12 protein-coding genes are annotated in these 15,247 nt (G+C 68.4%); 8 read left to right on the top strand and 4 right to left on the bottom strand.

The features are described 5' to 3' along the window. Nucleotides 1-308: 308 nt before the first annotated feature. From AC3WL7_RS01725 to AC3WL7_RS01710, 4 genes are all read left to right on the top strand, one after another. On the top strand, nucleotides 309-1,919 hold the full coding sequence (locus AC3WL7_RS01725) for a sensor domain-containing diguanylate cyclase (RefSeq protein WP_492749107.1): 1,611 nt from the start codon (nucleotides 309-311) through the stop codon (nucleotides 1,917-1,919). A 34-nt stretch (nucleotides 1,920-1,953) separates the two neighbouring features. After that, nucleotides 1,954-2,676, top strand: a complete 723-nt coding sequence (locus tag AC3WL7_RS01720) for a pseudouridine synthase (RefSeq protein ID WP_492749104.1) — start codon at nucleotides 1,954-1,956, stop codon at nucleotides 2,674-2,676. Between the two features lie 88 nt (nucleotides 2,677-2,764). Further along, nucleotides 2,765-3,835, top strand: coding sequence for a sensor domain-containing diguanylate cyclase (locus tag AC3WL7_RS01715; RefSeq protein WP_313419829.1), 1,071 nt, complete (start codon nucleotides 2,765-2,767; stop codon nucleotides 3,833-3,835). Nucleotides 3,836-3,955: 120 nt separating this feature from the next. Then, nucleotides 3,956-5,116, top strand: a complete 1,161-nt coding sequence (locus AC3WL7_RS01710; RefSeq protein WP_492749103.1) for an AAA family ATPase — start codon at nucleotides 3,956-3,958, stop codon at nucleotides 5,114-5,116. A 9-nt stretch (nucleotides 5,117-5,125) separates the two neighbouring features. On the opposite strand, the gene AC3WL7_RS01705 is transcribed toward AC3WL7_RS01710, so the two are convergent. Next, on the bottom strand, nucleotides 5,126-6,073 hold the full coding sequence (locus AC3WL7_RS01705) for a DMT family transporter (protein ID WP_108746275.1): 948 nt from the start codon (nucleotides 6,071-6,073) through the stop codon (nucleotides 5,126-5,128). 79 nt (nucleotides 6,074-6,152) lie between these two features. Between AC3WL7_RS01705 and AC3WL7_RS01700 the strand changes: the two genes are divergently transcribed. Continuing rightward, nucleotides 6,153-6,767: a Pr6Pr family membrane protein gene (locus tag AC3WL7_RS01700; RefSeq protein WP_492749102.1), complete on the top strand. Its 615-nt coding sequence runs from the start codon at nucleotides 6,153-6,155 to the stop codon at nucleotides 6,765-6,767. Here the strand turns inward: AC3WL7_RS01700 and AC3WL7_RS01695 are convergent. Both AC3WL7_RS01695 and AC3WL7_RS01690 read right to left on the bottom strand, forming a co-directional pair. Beyond that, entirely contained in the window at nucleotides 6,688-7,551 is an 864-nt protein-coding gene (locus AC3WL7_RS01695) for a DUF72 domain-containing protein (protein ID WP_492749101.1), read from the bottom strand. The two genes, AC3WL7_RS01700 and AC3WL7_RS01695, sit on opposite strands and share 80 nt — an antisense overlap. Continuing rightward, nucleotides 7,548-7,991, bottom strand: a complete 444-nt coding sequence (locus AC3WL7_RS01690) for a VOC family protein (protein WP_079221227.1) — start codon at nucleotides 7,989-7,991, stop codon at nucleotides 7,548-7,550. The genes AC3WL7_RS01695 and AC3WL7_RS01690 overlap by 4 nt, the downstream gene beginning before the upstream one ends. A 110-nt stretch (nucleotides 7,992-8,101) precedes the next feature. Here AC3WL7_RS01690 and AC3WL7_RS01685 point away from each other — a divergent pair, with 110 nt between their 5' ends. The 3 genes from AC3WL7_RS01685 (at nucleotide 8,102) to agp (ending at nucleotide 12,928) form a co-directional block, all read left to right on the top strand. Then, nucleotides 8,102-9,676, top strand: coding sequence for a serine hydrolase (locus AC3WL7_RS01685; RefSeq protein WP_492749100.1), 1,575 nt, complete (start codon nucleotides 8,102-8,104; stop codon nucleotides 9,674-9,676). A gap of 112 nt (nucleotides 9,677-9,788) precedes the next feature. Next, on the top strand, nucleotides 9,789-11,621 hold the full coding sequence (gene smrA / locus AC3WL7_RS01680; protein WP_313141928.1) for a multidrug efflux ABC transporter SmrA: 1,833 nt from the start codon (nucleotides 9,789-9,791) through the stop codon (nucleotides 11,619-11,621). 23 nt (nucleotides 11,622-11,644) lie between these two features. Beyond that, nucleotides 11,645-12,928, top strand: coding sequence for a bifunctional glucose-1-phosphatase/inositol phosphatase (agp, locus tag AC3WL7_RS01675; RefSeq protein WP_492749099.1), 1,284 nt, complete (start codon nucleotides 11,645-11,647; stop codon nucleotides 12,926-12,928). A gap of 357 nt (nucleotides 12,929-13,285) precedes the next feature. On the opposite strand, the gene AC3WL7_RS01670 is transcribed toward agp, so the two are convergent. Then, nucleotides 13,286-15,094 carry a DUF885 domain-containing protein gene (locus AC3WL7_RS01670; protein ID WP_079221231.1) on the bottom strand — a complete coding sequence of 603 codons (1,809 nt, stop codon included), beginning with the start codon at nucleotides 15,092-15,094 and terminating at the stop codon, nucleotides 13,286-13,288. Nucleotides 15,095-15,247 lie beyond the last annotated feature (153 nt).

The raw sequence follows: 15,247 nt of genomic DNA, 5'->3' as shown, positions 1-15,247 counted from the left end.
GTGAGCGGCATGGATGCCGCGACCAAGCCTACATGGACGTATTTACGGCGTCCCCCTCAACCGGACCCACCCCGCCATCCCACGGATAGCACGCTTTTGCTGTTGCTTCGGCAGGTGCAGGGCTGCAAGCCCTGCCAACCAACACCCCCCACCTACCACCATTGGCCTACACATTCCTGGCGCATTCCGCTGCGATAATGCCCGCCAGGGGCGACGCGCAGCGGGCGCGGGCGTGAGCAGAAACAGGATGTAGCGTGGTCGGCAGGCAGTGGCGTTACGGAACGGGGGCGGTGCTGGTCGTCCTGCTGATGGTGCTCGCCGCACCTTGGCTCGGCCATGCGCGCACGGTCGAGAACGGCCGCGATTACCTGCTGGTCGGTGCCGCGACCGATGAACCCACCCCCCATCGTGCCTGCACGCCGCAGATGCTGTCCGGCGATCGCCAGCAGGTCACCGTCCAAGCGCCGCCCGGAGGGTGGTCCGGCGAGCCGCAGGCGCTGGACGTGTTTAACGTGTTTGCCGGCGAAGTGCGCCTCAAGCACGGCGACCGCGAGATCTGCGGCAACATGCATGACGCGCGGACCCGCGATTCGCGCTTCCGCGCCGGCATCGGCATGGTCGCCGTGCCGCCGGCCGGCAGCCATGAACCGTTCGTGGTGTCCTGGCAGCGGCCGTTGAAGGCACGCTGGGTGCCGACGCTGCTGCTGGGCGCGCCCAGCCCCGTGCAGCAGAACGACACCGCGCGCCTGCTGGTGCGCGCGGCCTGCATCGCGGTGGCCATCGCCCTGGCACTGTCGGCGCTGATGGCCTACCTGACGACGCGTGATCGCAGTTTCCTGTTCTACATCGCCGCCACCGTGGTGCTGGTGCTGTGGCAGTCCATCCTCGGCGGTCTCAGTGGCTACCCCGAGCCGTGGTTGCCGGTCGGCCAGCGCGGCCCGTGGTGGTTGCTGTCGCTGACCGCGGCCACGCTGGCGCTGGTGTTGCCGGCGCTGTGGCGGCTCAACGGCGGTGATCGCGTGCTGCCACGCTCGCGCCTGGCCCAGCAGCTGCTGCTGTGGGGGCTGATGGGCGTGGCCGTGATGGTGCCCTGGCTGCAGCGGGAGACCCTGGCGCCGGTAGCGCGGGTGCTGCAGGCCTGCTTCATCGGTGGCTGCCTGCTGTCGCTGGCCATGGGCGTGTGGGCGCGCCTGCGCGGGGACGCCTGGGCCGTGGCCGGGCTGGCGTCGCTGTCGCCGATGCTGGTGCTGGTGGTGGCCGATGCGACCCGCGCGCAATGGCTGTTCGAGTACCGCGTGGAGGCACTGCAGCTGGCGGTCACCTGGCTGCTGATGATGGCCGCCTACGCGCTCAACCTGCGCCTGGGCCGGCTGCGCCAGCAGCGGGACGAGATGCGCCAGCTGGCCGAGACGGACATGCTGACCGGCCTGCCCAACCGCCGCGCCGGCCTGCAGCAGCTGGCCCAGCAGCTGGAACGGGTGCAGCGCGACGGCGGCCCGCTGGTGATCGGCTTCCTCGACATCGATCTGTTCAAGGACATCAACGACCGCCACGGCCATGCGGTCGGGGACCAGGTGCTGGTGGCCGTGGCCCAGGCCCTGCGCGCGGCCGTGCGCAACCAGGACGAAGTGGTGCGCATGGGCGGGGAGGAGTTCCTGCTGCTGCTGCCGGGCATGCCGCGCGACACGGCCGCCGCCCGCCTGGAGCAGCTGCGCCAGCGCATCACCGAGCTCTGCCAGGACCTGCAGGTGCCGGGCCTGGAGGTGACCGCCAGCATCGGCCTGGCGCAGTGGCGCCCGGGCGAGGACGACCTGGCCGCGCTGCTGCGGCGGGCCGACCATGCCATGTACGTGGCCAAGCGCAGCGGCCGCAACCGGGTCTTCGACGGCGAAACCGTCGATCCATTGCTGCCGGCGTGACCCGGGCGGGGCGGGGATGGCCGATAATGGGGCCATGACCACCCGACTCAACAAATACATCGCCGAAACCGGCTTCTGCTCCCGCCGCGAGGCCGATCGCCTGATCGCCGCCCGCCGGGTCACCGTCAACGGCCACCCCGGGGGTACCGGCGCGGTCGTCGGCGAGGGCGATACCGTCCTGGTGGACGGCCAGCCGCTGCAGGTGCGCGTGGCCCGCAAGCCGGGCGCCCGCCGCCACGTCTACATCGTGCTGAACAAGCCGGTGGGCGTGACCTGCACCACTGAAAGCTCGGTGAAGGGCAACATCGTCGACTTCGTCGGCCACGAGCAGCGCATTTTCCCGATCGGCCGCCTGGACAAGGATTCCGAGGGCCTGATCCTGATGACCAGCAACGGCGACATCGTCAACCAGATCCTGCGTGCCGAGAACGGCCACCAGAAGGAGTACCTGGTGGCGGTCAACAAGCCGGTCACCGATGAATTCCTGCGCGGCATGGCCCGCGGCGTGCGCGTCCACGACCAGATGACCCTGCCGTGCCGCACCTCGCGCATCGCCAAGTTCGGCTTCCGCATCACCCTGGAGCAGGGCCTGAACCGGCAGATCCGCCTGATGGCCGCCGCGTTCGATTACCGCGTCACCCAGCTGCGCCGCGTGCGCATCGACAACATCAAGATCGGTGCGCTGAAACCGGGCCAGTGGCGCAACCTGACCGAGCAGGAACTGCGCGGGCTGCTGCCCAAGCAGCAGAACTGGTAACCGACGCCTGCAGAGCCGGGCCCATGCTCGGCTGGCGGGCGGCATCATCGGCTAGACTCGGCAGTGACCTGCCGGAACATGACGCTGCATGATCAAGCCCGACAAGCCTGCCAACGAGGCCCAGCGCCTGGACGCGCTGTACCGCTACCGCATCCTCGATTCGGAGCGCGAGAAGTCTTTCGATGACCTGGTGGTCATCGCCAAGGCGGTGTGCGGCACGTCGATGGCCGCCGTCACCCTGATCGACGTTGAACGGCAATGGTTCAAGTCGATCCAGGGCATCGATGCCACCGAGAACCTGCGCAGCGAATCGATGTGCGGCCACGCCATCCTGCAGCCGCGCGAGCTCATGGTGGTGGAGGATGCGCAGCAGGACATCCGCTTCCACGACAACCCGGTGGTGACCGGCGATCCGCACGTGCGTTTCTACGCCGGTGCGCCGCTGATCAGCAGCGACGGCCTGCCGCTGGGCACGCTGTGCGTGTTCGATCCCACCCCGCAGCACCTGGCCCCGGACAAGGCCGAGGCGCTGGCCGCGCTGTCACGCCAGGTCATGCTGGTGATGGAACTGCGCCGCTTCGCGCTGGATATCCAGAGCCACATGGTGCAGCGCGATGACTACGAGCGCCTGCTGTCGGAGTACCACGACGTGCTGCTGGCGCAGAACGCCGACCTGACCGAACAGAGCCGCACCGATGCGCTGACCGGGCTGCCGAACCGGCGCGCGATGGCCGCTGCCCTGCAGGACGCGGTGGCCAGCGCCGATGGCCAGCCGCGGCAGACCTGCGTGGCCCTGGTGGACATCGATCACTTCAAGCACATCAACGATTTCCAGGGCCATGCCACCGGCGACCGGGTACTGGCCGAACTGGGCGTGCTGCTGCGTTCGCACTTCGCCGGCCGCGGCCTGGCCGCGCGCTATGGCGGCGAGGAATTCGTGGCGCTGATGCCGGACGTGGACCTGCGCACCGCCGAACTGCAATGCGAGTTCCTGCGCATGGCGGTGGCCGACCTGCCACTGGGCTTCCCGGTGACGGTCAGCATCGGCGTGGCCCAGCATCAGGCCGGCGAAACCACCGACCAGACCCTGGCGCGCGCCGACGCGGCGCTGTACCGCGCCAAGGCCAACGGCCGCAACCGGGTGGAGCTGGCGCCGTAAACCCGCGACGTGGCACGGGGGGCCACGACCTGACGGGCGCCTGCCTCTGGCGGGCCGTCTCAACCACTGCGATGCCATCGCCACATCATGGCGTCCTCCCCCTCTGCAAGGACGCCGCCCATGCTGCAGACCCTGGCCGTTGCCCACTACCGTTCGTTGCATGACCTGGTACTGCCGCTGCAACGGTTGAACGTCGTCACCGGGGACAACGGCAGTGGCAAATCCAGCCTGTACCGCGCGTTGCGCCTGCTGGCTGAAAATGCACAGGGAGGCGTGGCCGCCGCGCTTGCCCGCGAAGGCGGGCTGGGTTCGGCACTGTGGGCTGGCCCGGAAAAGATCGATGCGCGCGTGGTGCGCGGTGAAATTCCCTTGCAGGGCACCGCGCGGCAGGAATCGGTCAGCTTGAAGCTGGGCTTTGCCACCGACGAGATCGGCTACGCCATCGACCTGGGCTACCCGCCGCCCAGCCTGTCCGCGTTCGCGTTGGACCCGCAGATCAAGAGCGAGGCGATCTGGGCCGGCCCGTTTCTGCGCAGTGCCACTCAGCTGGTTGACCGGCGCGGCATGCTGCTTCGCCGGCGGCGTGGGACAGGGTGGGGCGTGGTTGACGATCGCCTGTCCGTGTTCGACAGCCTGTTCACCCAGGCCGGTGATCCGCAGCGCATGCCTGAGGCCATCGCGTTGCGCGAATACATCCGCCGCTGGCGTTTCTACGATCACTTCCGCAGCGATGCTGAGGCACCCGCGCGGCAGCCGGCGATGGCCACGCGAACGCCGGTACTGCACCACGATGGGCACGATCTTGCCGCCGCCTGGGTGACGATCCTTGAAATCGGCGATCCACAGGCACTTGCCTGTACCGTCGACGATGCGTTCCAGGGCGCGACGGTGAGATTCGAGCAAGGCGATGGAAGGCTGGCCCTGCGCTTCCATCAACCCGGCCTGCTGCGTCCGCTGTCGATGGCCGAACTGTCCGACGGTACGCTGCGCTTCCTGTTGCTGGCCGCTGCGCTGCATACGCCGCGGCCACCGCCGCTGCTGGTACTCAACGAGCCGGAAACCAGCCTCCATCCTGACCTGCTGCCCGCGCTCGCGCGTTTGATCATCGCCGCCAGTGCGCGCAGCCAGGTCTGGGTAGTGTCCCATTCCAGCCGACTGATCGCAGCCTTGGAGCAGGCGCCGGACTGCCATTCGCTGCACCTCCACAAGGAACAGGGCCGCACGTTGTTGAGTGGTCAGGGGTTGCTTGACGCTCCCGCATGGCATTGGCCGCGGCGTTGACGCCCCGCCTTACTCGGCGATGTTGCGCGCCTCGGCCGTGCCCAGGATCTCCGGATGCTGCACCGGCTTGCGGCGGTTCAGCAGCGGATGCAGGAACACCGCACCGACGATGATCGCCACGCCCAGGTAGAACCACGGCGTCACTTCATGCTGCTCACGCAGCAGCACCACCGCCAGCAGCACGGCATAGACCGGCTCCAGGTTGGTCACCAGCTGCACGGTATAGGCGCTGAGGTGGCGCAGCGCGACCAGCGCCAGGGCGAACGGCAGCAGCGTGCAGGCGCCCGCCAGCACCAGCAGCAGGATGCCATCGTGCAGGTCGGGCACCACCCACAGGGGGCTGGCAAGCGCCGGCAGCAGGTACGGCAGCACCGGCGCCAGCAGGGTGAGGGTGAGCGTGCCGGCGCCCAGTTCCAGCGCGGTCACCGTCAGCGGATCGGCATGGCTGACCATGCGCTTGTTGAGCGAGCCGAACACCGCCACCAGCAGCGCCGACAGTGCGCCGACCAGCACGCCCAGGCGCATGCCATCGGGCACGCCGCCGACCACCAGGGCCACCCCCGGCAGCACCGCCAGGCCGAAGGCCAGCTCGCGTACCTGGAAGGGCCGCTTGGCCACCCACGGTTCGATGATGGAGGTGAACACCGGCGCCAGTGCGATGCAGGTGGCGGCCACCGAGGCATTGGCCAGCTTCACCGCGCCATAGAACGTCAGCCAGTGCAGGGCGACCAGCGCACCGATGCCGGCATAACCGGCCACCAGCCGCAGCGGCAAGGTGCGCAGCCCGCGCCAGACCCGCGGCAGCAGGGCCAGCATGGCCACCACCAGCAGCATGCGCCACCATACCAGCGGCAGCGCCGGCAGGGTGATCAGCTTGCCGAGGATGGCGGTGACGCCCCACAACAGGACACAGAAATGGATCTGCCAGAGCGCTTTGCGGGTGTCGGGGGTCGTCATCGGTGTATTGTGCGGCAAGCGCAGGGCGGCCGGCGATGCCGGTGGCCTGCCCGCTGCATCCTGTCCCTGGAGCCCGTGCATGCCTGCCGACCGTTCGCTGCTGCGGGGTTGGGCCGCGCTGACCGCGCTGGTCGCCGCCGCGTCACTGCTGCTGCAGTACCTGTTGCTGGTCACCGGCCCCGGCGGCAGCGCGGGCATTGCCGCGGCGACGCTGCGGTTCTTCGGCTACTTCACCATCCTCAGCAACCTGGCGGTGTGCGTGGGCTGCCTGTGCCTGGCGTCGGGACGCGCGCTGCGGGCGACCCCGGCGGCGGTGCTGGCGCTGGGCATCGGCGTGACCAGCCTGGTCTATGCGGTGGCCCTGCAGGGGCTGTGGCAGCCCACCGGCCTGCAATGGTGGGTCGACATGGGCCTGCACTACGCGGTGCCGCTGCTGTACCTGGGCGGCTGGCTGCTGCTGTTGCCGCACGGGCACCTGCGCTGGCGCGCGCTGGGCAGGGTGCTGCTGGTGCCGGTGGCCTACCTGGGCTGGGCGATGGCGGTGGCCGCCATGCTCGGCCAGGCGCCGTACCCGTTCCTGGACTGGCAACGGATCGGTGCAGCGGCATTCGCGCTCAACGTGCTGCGGGTGGCCGGCGTGTTCGTGCTGGGCTGGAGCCTGCTGTGGGCGCTGGATCGCTGGCGCCGTCGCTGAGCCGCTGCAGGGCCATCGCTGCCGCCGGGTTGCGTGCCTTGCCCGCGCCGATGCACAGCAGGTAGACCTCGCGTGGCTGCGGCACGGCGGGCTCGGCGAGGCAGGGCAGGTCGTCCACGGGTTCGCCGCGGGACCAGCGCTGCGCGCGTTCAGCCCAGCGTTGTTGCTGCGGTCGCGGCAGGCCCTCGCGCAGGCGCGCCTGGCTGCGCTTGATGCGCGCGTAGACGAAGCCGGCGCTGACATCGCCGTGCAACGGTGCCTCGTCGCTGTCTTCGATCACCAGGGCCACGCCATGGCGGCGCGCGGCGGCCACCAGCTCCGGCCCGTGCACCTGCGCATTGCGCACTTCCAGCGCGTGCTGCAGCGGCACGCCCTGCAGGGTCTGCGGCAGTGCAGCCATCAGCGCTTCGAATGCCTTCGCGTCAGCCGGGTGCCTGGGGTCGAACTGCCACAGCAGCGGGCCCAGCCGGTCACCCAGCGCCAGCGCGGCCTGCAGGAAGGGTGTGGCCGCTTCGACGGTGGACGACAGATCGCGGCGCTGCACGAGGTAGCGCGGCGCCTTCATTGAAAAGCGGAAACCGTCCGACGTCTGTGCAGCCCACTGCGCGCACTGCGCTTCGGTGGGCGTGCGGTAGAAGGTGCCGTTGATCTCGATGCAGCGCAGCGTGTGGCTGGCGTGGGCCAGCTCTTCGCGCTGCGGCAGGCCGTCGGGGTAGAACACCCCGCCGCGCCACGCCGGAAACACCCAGCCGCCAATGCCGCAGCGGATCGCTGCGGCTGTCACTGGCCGTGGTCCGCGCGCCAGGGATCGTAGCTGCCGAACCACCACAGGTAGCCTTCCGGATCGGCGCAGGCGTAGCCCCTGCCGCCGTAGTCCTGGTCGGCGATGTCGATGACGATGCGCGCGCCGGCGGCCTTGGCCCGCGCGTAGTGAGCGTCGGCATCGGGAACGATGACGCACGCGCTCTGCGTCTGCCGCCCATCGACCTCGTCGGGCATCACCGCCAGCTTCGACCATTCACCGCTGCTGCTGGCCGAGCCGAGCATGACCATGCCCTGGCCGAACACCAGCTGCGCGTGGAAGACCGTTTCGCCTTCGGCGTACACCGCCTGCGCATGGAAGCCGAACGCGCGCTGCAGCCAGTCGATGGCGGCCAGTGCGTTGCGGTAGCGCAGGCACGGAATGATGGTGGAACCGGTGCTGGATGGATCGCTGTGGGCCATGACACCCCTCCTATGGCACAGGGCAGGATCGGCTGCTGGCCGTTACCATCGCGCGAAACCCCGGTGATGGCCTGCACACGGCCGCAACCCCCGTTCGGAGATGGTGCTGGATGAACAACTGGATTGGAGGCGCCGTGCTGCTGGCCTGCGCGACGATGGCACATGCGGCTGAAACCGCGCCGACCCCGGCGCAGCTGCAGGACCTGGATGCGACCGTCGAGCGCGTGCGCGCGCAGTTCGACGTGCCCGGCGTGGCCGTGGCCGTGGTCAAGGACGGCAAGGTGGTGCTGGAGCGCGGCTGGGGCGTGCGTGAGCTGGGCAAGCCGGCGCCCGTGCAGGCCGACACCCTGTTCGCCATCGCGTCCAACACCAAGGCCTTCACCGCCACCTCGCTGAACCTGCTGGCCGAGGACGGCAAGCTGAAGATGGACGACAAGGTGATCGACCACCTGCCGTCGTTCCGCATGTCCGACCCGTTCGTGACCGGGCAGATGACCCTGCGCGACCTGCTTTCGCACCGCAGCGGCCTGAGCCTGGGGGCCGGCGACCTGCTGTTCTGGCCGACCACGTCCTACAGCAATGCCGAGGTGGTGCAGCGGCTCGGCCAGGTGCCGCTGAAGGGTGGTTTCCGCGAGCGCTACGCCTACGACAACATCCTCTATGCGGTGGCCCAGCAGGTCATCGAGAAGGTGTCGGGCATGAGCTACCAGCAGTTCCTGCAGACGCGCATCTTCGACAAGGTGGGCATGGCCGGCACGCGCTACAACGCCGACCACCTGCAGGCCGGTGACAACGCGGCGATCGGCCACGCCAAGTACGATTTCAAGGACCTGCGCACGGTCGCGCCGCTGACCTGGTCGAACAACGCCGGTGCCGGCGGCATCTATTCCAGCGCACATGACATGGCGCGCTGGATGCAGGTGCAGCTGGCCGAGGGCACGCTGGCCGACGGTACGCCGCTGTTCAGTGCCAAGACCCAGAAAGAGATGTGGCAGATGATCACGCCGCAGGCCATTGCCGCGCCGAGCGTGCCCGAGCTGGAGCCGGCGCGCGCCAACTTCGCCGGTTACGGCGAGGGCTGGAGCCTGAGCGACTACCGGGGGCAGAAGCTGGTCTGGCACACCGGTGGCTGGCCGGGCATGGTTTCGCGCCTGACCCTGGTGCCGGGGCACAAGCTGGGCGTGGTGGTGCTGACCAACCAGGAAGCGGGCGCGGCATTCAATGCCATCACCCTGAGCGTGCTCGATGCCTACCTGGGCGGCGAAAAGCACGACTGGGTGGACGCCTATGCCAAGGGCGTGGCCAAGGGGCAGGACAAGGCTGATGAAGCCTGGGCCAAGCACCAGGCCGAGCGCGCCAAGGGCAGCACGCCGTCGCTGCCGCTGGCGCGCTATGCCGCCACGTACCGCGACCGCTGGTATGGCGACATGGTGGTGTCCGCAGAGGGCAAGGGCCTGCGCCTGCGTTTTGCCAAAACGGCGCAGTTGAGCGGCCGCCTGGAGCACTGGCAGCACGATACGTTCATCGTGCGCTGGGATGACCGCTCGCTCAACGCCGATGCCTTCGTCAACTTCAGCCTGGACCCGGACGGCAAGGTGCGCGAAGTGCGCATGCAGCCGATCTCGGACCTGACCGATTTCAGCTTCGACTTCCAGGACCTGCTGTTCACCCCAGTCAAAGAGTAACGGTAGTGCCGGCCGCTGGCCGGCATGACCACTAACCCGGGCCATGCCCGGCGAACGCCGGGAACACACCGGCCATGGGATAATCCCCGCGCTGATCTGGCGAGGGAATGTGATGTTTCGTTGGTTTGAATCCCTGATTCCGGTGTTCCCGCCCGTGGACGGCCGCATGCCGCCGCAGAAGGTGCTGCCGTTCTACCTGCACTACCTGCGCCCGGTGTGGCCGGTGCTGCTGGCCACGCTCATCGCCGGCCTGCTGCTGGCGCTGGTGGAAGTGGCGATGTTCGATTACCTGGGCCGCATCGTCGACATGGTCGCCGAGCAGCCCGGTGCCGGTTTCTTCCAGCGCCATGCCAACGAACTGGGCTGGATGCTGTTCATCACGGTCATCGCGCGGCCGATCCTGGTCGGCCTGCACAACCTGCTGGTCAACCAGGCCATCGTGCCCGGCCTGAGCAACCGCTCGCGCTGGCTGATGCACAACTACGTGGTGCGGCAGAGCCTGAGCTTCTTCCAGAACGACTTTGCCGGCAGCGTCGCCAACCGGGTGATGCAGACCGGTACCTCGCTGCGCGAATCGGCCGTGCAGATGGTCGATTCGCTCTGGTACATCGTGGTCTACACCGGCACCGCGCTCTACCTGTTCGCGCAGGCGGACTGGCGCCTGATGGTGCCGCTGATCCTGTGGCTGCTGGCCTACGCGGTGATCCTGGCCTACTTCGTGCCGCGCGCGAAGGAACGGGCCTGGATTGCGTCGGAGGCACGTTCCAAGGCGATGGGCCGCATCGTCGATGGTTACACCAACATCCCCACGCTGAAGCTGTTCGCCCACGGCGGGCGCGAGCAGGCCTACGTGGCCGAGTCGATCCAGGAACTGGCGGTCAAGCACCGCGCGCAGACCCGCATCACCACCGGCATGGACCTGACCATCGCCATCGTCAACGGCTTCCTGATTGCCGGTACCTGCGGCCTGGCGCTGTGGCTGTGGAACGGCGGGCACATCACGGTGGGCGCGATCACCCTGGCCACCGGCCTGGTCATCCGCATCCACAACATGTCCGGCTGGATCATGTGGACCATCAACGGCATCTTCGAGGACATCGGCACCGTGCAGGATGGCATCACCACCATCGCCCAGCCGCTGACCGTGCAGGACCGCGAAGACGCCGTGCCGCTGCAGGTGGCCCACGGTGGCGTGCACTTCCAGGACATCCACTTCCACTACGGCAAGAAGGGCGGGGTGATCGCCGGGCTGGACCTGGTGGTGAAGCCCGGCGAGAAGATCGGCCTGGTCGGTCCGTCCGGTGCCGGCAAGTCGACCCTGGTCAACATCCTGCTGCGCCTCTACGACCTGGAAAGCGGACGCATCCTGATCGACGGCCAGGACATCGCCCACGTCACCCAGGAAAGCCTGCGCCAGCAGATCGGCGTGGTCACCCAGGACACCTCGCTGCTGCATCGCTCGATCCGCGACAACCTGCTGTACGGCCGCCCCGACGCGACCGATGAGCAGCTGCGCGCTGCCGTGGCCAAGGCACGTGCCGAAGCCTTCATCGACACGCTGGTGGACGGGCAGGGGCGCCGTGGGTATGACGCGCATGTCGGCGAGCGCGGCGTGAAGCTGTCCGGTGGCCAGCGCCAGCGCATCGCCATTGCCCGCGTGCTGCTGAAGGACGCGCCGATCCTGGTGCTGGACGAAGCAACTTCGGCGCTGGATTCGGAAGTGGAAGCGGCGATCCAGGACAGCCTGGACGAGCTGATGGGCGGCAAGACGGTCATCGCCATCGCGCACCGCCTGTCGACCATCGCGCGCATGGACCGGCTGGTGGTGATGGACCAGGGCCGCATCGCCGAAACCGGCACCCATGCCGAACTGATCGCCGCCGGTGGGCTGTACGCGCGCCTGTGGGCGCGGCAGACCGGTGGGTTCGTGGCTGCCGACCAATGATGGGATCGGGGTCGGAGACCCGCATGATCCGTTCTCTACGCCCCCTGGTGCTGGCGCTGGCGCTGGCGCTGGCACTGGTCGCCACGACCGCAGCCGCTGCATCGTCATCAGTGGAAGGCGAAGCCCTCGAGCAGGTCGTCCTGCTCAGCCGCCACAACCTGCGCGCACCGCTGGTGTCTTCGGGCGCGCTGGCCGACGCCACGCCACACGCGTGGGCCACCTGGGACGTTGCCGCCGGCGAGCTGAGCACCAAGGGCGGCGTGCTGGAGGTGTACCTGGGCCGCTACCTCGGCCAATGGCTGCGCCAGCAGCAGGTACTGCCGGCAACGGGTTGCCCGCAGGAGGGCGATTTCCACGCGCTGGCCAACAGCCTGCAGCGCACCCAGGCCACCGCGCAGTTCTTCGTTGCCGGGGCGTTTCCAGGCTGCCACGTCACGGTGCAACAGCGCAGGCCGCTGGGCACGATGGACCCGCTGTTCGACCCGGTGCTCCACCGCGACGACGCCGGCTTCCAGCGCCGCGCGCTGCGGGCCATGCAGAAGGCCGAATCGCAGGCACGGCTGGGCCCGGACCTGCAGATCGTCGAGGGCGTGGTGGAACACGCATCCTCGCCGGCCTGTGCCGGGCGCAGCCCGTGCGCGCTGCAGGCCGGCGACAGCCGTTTCCGCGCCGAAGCGGGCAGGGAGCCGGGGGCCTCGGGTTCATTGGCGCTGGCCAACGGCATGGTCGATGCGCTGCTGATGCAGGACTACCAGAATGGCAGCGGAACACCGGCAGGTTGGGGCCGCGTGCACGGTGACGCCCAGTGGCAGGCCCTGGCGCGGGTCCGCAACGGCGACCAGGACATCCTGTTCGGCACCCCGGAGGTGGCACGCGACGTGGCCGCGCCGCTGCTGTCGCACATTGAGGGCCTGTTCGCCGATCCGCAGTCGCCGAAGGTGAGCCTGCTGGTCGGCCACGATTCCAACATCGGCGCCGTGCTGGCGGCATTGGGTACCGCGGATTACACGCTGCCGGGCCAGCTTGAGAAGACGCCGATCGGCGGCCTGCTGCAGTTCGAGCGCTGGCGCGTGCACAGCGGCGAAGCGCGCTACCGGCTGGTGTATGTCTATCCCACCCGCACGCAGTTGCGTGATGCGCTGCCGTTGAGTGAGGCACAGCCGCCCGGACGGGTGGAGCTGGCGCTGCCCGGATGTGGGCAGGGCGGATGCAGTGACGAGCAGTTCAAGCGCCTGCTGCATCGCGCGGTGGATGAACCTATCCGCAGTGCGGACCAACGGTCCGCACCCACCACCGGGGTGCAGTAGATCCACGCCATGCGTGGATGAGCCTATCCGCAGTGCGGACCAACGGTCCGCACCCACCACCGGAGTGCAGTAGATCCACGCCATGCGTGGATGAACCTATCCGCAGTGCGGACCAACGGTCCGCACCCACCATCGGAGTGCAGTAGATCCACGCCATGCGTGGATGAACCTATCCGCAGTGCGGACCAACGGTCCGCACCCACCACCGGAGTGCAGTAGATCCACGCCATGCGTGGATGAACCCATCCGGAGTGCGGACCAACGGTCCGCACCCACCACCGGAGTGCAGTAGATCCACGCCATGCGTGGATGAACCTATCCGCGGTGCGGACCAACGGTCCGCACCCACCTTCCAACTCACTCGATCGGCTGGTCCAGCATCAGCTGCCGTGCGAAGCGCACCGGCGGCGCGCCGTAGGACAGCATCTGGTCGTGGTAGGCCTTCAGGTTGAACTTGTCGCCCAGCTTGTCCTGCATCGCCTTGCGGGTGTCGAAGTGTTCCTGCGCACCGACGAAGTAGGTCGGCAGCTGCGCCGAGGTCAGCTGCGCGCGCACCCACTTGCCCGAGGCTTCGCTTTCCTGCTGGAACGCGTCGTGGGTCATCAGGTGCATCGCCTTCTCGCGATCCCAGTTGTCCACGTGCACGCCTTGGTCGAGGATCGCGTTGGAGATCGTGCGCAGGTAGAACTTCAGCTGCACAAGGTGGAACAGCGGGTCGTTGTCGAGGTAACCCTGCTCCTGCATCATGCGCTCGGTGTAGACCGCCCAGCCTTCGGCGAACAGGCCCGAACGCAGCACCGCACGCAGGGTCGACGGGAACTTGGCCGAGTGCCAGCCTTCCAGGTAATGACCCGGCGTGCCTTCGTGGATGCTCAGCAGGTGGATCATGCGCGAGTTGTACTCACGCAGGAACGAATCGACCTGCTTGTCGCTCCAGTCGTCCGGAATCGGCGAGACGGCGTAGAAGGTCTTCAGGTTCTTGTCCAGCGGGCCCGGCGAATCGCAGTAGGCCACGGCCACGCCGCGCTGGAACTCGGGCATCAGGATGATGTCGACCGGCGCATCGGGCAGGGTCATCAGGTCGTGTTCGCGCACGAACGCGGTGGACTGCTCCAGCGCGGCCTTGGCATCGTCCACCACCTTGTCGCGCGCCGGCTTGTCGGCGTACGCCAGCTCCAGCGCGGCCTCGATGGCCTTCTGCTGCTGCTCGTCGGTCGGCTGCGCCGGCATCTCCGGTGCGCCCGGCTTGTCCTTCAGCACGGTCTGCGCGATGCCGTACATGTCCTCGCGCACGCGCTTGAGTTCGGCGCGTGCACGCTCGCCGATCTCCTGGCGCGACAGCGAGGAATTCAGCGCGAACTTCAGCTTCTGGTCGTACTTTTCCGCACCGATGCGGAAGTCACCCTTGGCGTTCGGCACCAGGGTCTTGTCCAGCCAGGCCTGCTGTTCGTCCACGGCCTTCTTCAGGCCGTCGATGGCAGCCTGCAGGCGCTGCTGGTCGGCCTGCGGCAGTTCGCCGATATGCGGGGTGATGAAGGTATCGACGATGCTGAGGATGCCCTTGTTCTGCTTGGCCACCGTCTCGGCGTGGATCTTCGGCACGCGTGCCGGGTCGAGGTTCTCGCGGGCCTGGGCGAAGATCGCCGGCAGCTTTTCCATGCGCGCGGTGGCCGACTTCAGGCGGTCGGGCAGCGGTGCGAACTCACGGGCCATCAGGCCGTACAGGGCGCTGCCGGCCAGGCCGTTGTAGAGCTGCGGGTCCCACTTGCCGGACTGCAGCACCTCGCTGTTCCAGATTTCCGACTGCAGCTGGTTGCGCAGGATCGCCGCGTCGACCTGGTTCTCGCGGCCCAGCTTGGCCACGTCGATCTTGTCCAGCTCGGCGAGCAGGCCCTTGTACGCGTCCACGGTCTTCTGCTGGCCGGCCGCGCTCAGGTCGTCGATCTCGCTGTCATAGCGGTGGTCGCCGATCTGGGTGGCGCTGACCGGGGACAGCTGCATCCAGGTGTCCAGCGCACGCTTGGACAGGTCGGCGAAGGCGGCATCGACCGCCGCGTCGCCGGCCTGCTGGCTGGCGGCCGGGGTGGAACCGTTGGTCGGGGCGTCGGCCGGCTGGCAACCGGCCAGGGCGGCGACCAGGGCAAGGGCAAGGAGATGCGGGCGCATCGGCGTTCCTGTACTGGGATCAATCCCCGAGCATAGGGCGCGCGGGGCGCTTTGTCCCCCTGCCATAGGATTACCATGGGCGCTGGCAGGAATCCCACGCCCCAGGAGGGCAACAAAATGCAGGTTCAAGGAAGAAGCGTTTTCCCCGGGCGG

This window comes from Stenotrophomonas sp. FW305-3-2-15-E-LB1 (assembly GCF_058787375.1).
The sequence above is the reverse complement of the archived record's forward strand: the minus strand, read 5'-3'. Positions and strand labels throughout refer to the sequence as shown.

Bases quoted from the DNA above. Each gene is read 5' to 3' on its own strand.
- agp (WP_492749099.1), top strand. From the start codon at position 11,645: ATGATCCGTTCTCTACGCCCCCTGGTGCTGGCGCTGGCGCTGGCGCTG.
- AC3WL7_RS01705 (WP_108746275.1), bottom strand. From the start codon at position 6,073: ATGACGACCCCCGACACCCGCAAAGCGCTCTGGCAGATCCATTTCTGT.
- AC3WL7_RS01720 (WP_492749104.1), top strand. From the start codon at position 1,954: ATGACCACCCGACTCAACAAATACATCGCCGAAACCGGCTTCTGCTCC.
- AC3WL7_RS01715 (WP_313419829.1), top strand. From the start codon at position 2,765: ATGATCAAGCCCGACAAGCCTGCCAACGAGGCCCAGCGCCTGGACGCG.
- AC3WL7_RS01710 (WP_492749103.1), top strand. From the start codon at position 3,956: ATGCTGCAGACCCTGGCCGTTGCCCACTACCGTTCGTTGCATGACCTG.
- AC3WL7_RS01670 (WP_079221231.1), bottom strand. From the start codon at position 15,094: ATGCGCCCGCATCTCCTTGCCCTTGCCCTGGTCGCCGCCCTGGCCGGT.
- AC3WL7_RS01725 (WP_492749107.1), top strand. From the start codon at position 309: ATGGTGCTCGCCGCACCTTGGCTCGGCCATGCGCGCACGGTCGAGAAC.
- AC3WL7_RS01690 (WP_079221227.1), bottom strand. From the start codon at position 7,991: ATGGCCCACAGCGATCCATCCAGCACCGGTTCCACCATCATTCCGTGC.
- AC3WL7_RS01685 (WP_492749100.1), top strand. From the start codon at position 8,102: ATGAACAACTGGATTGGAGGCGCCGTGCTGCTGGCCTGCGCGACGATG.
- AC3WL7_RS01700 (WP_492749102.1), top strand. From the start codon at position 6,153: ATGCCTGCCGACCGTTCGCTGCTGCGGGGTTGGGCCGCGCTGACCGCG.
- smrA (WP_313141928.1), top strand. From the start codon at position 9,789: ATGTTTCGTTGGTTTGAATCCCTGATTCCGGTGTTCCCGCCCGTGGAC.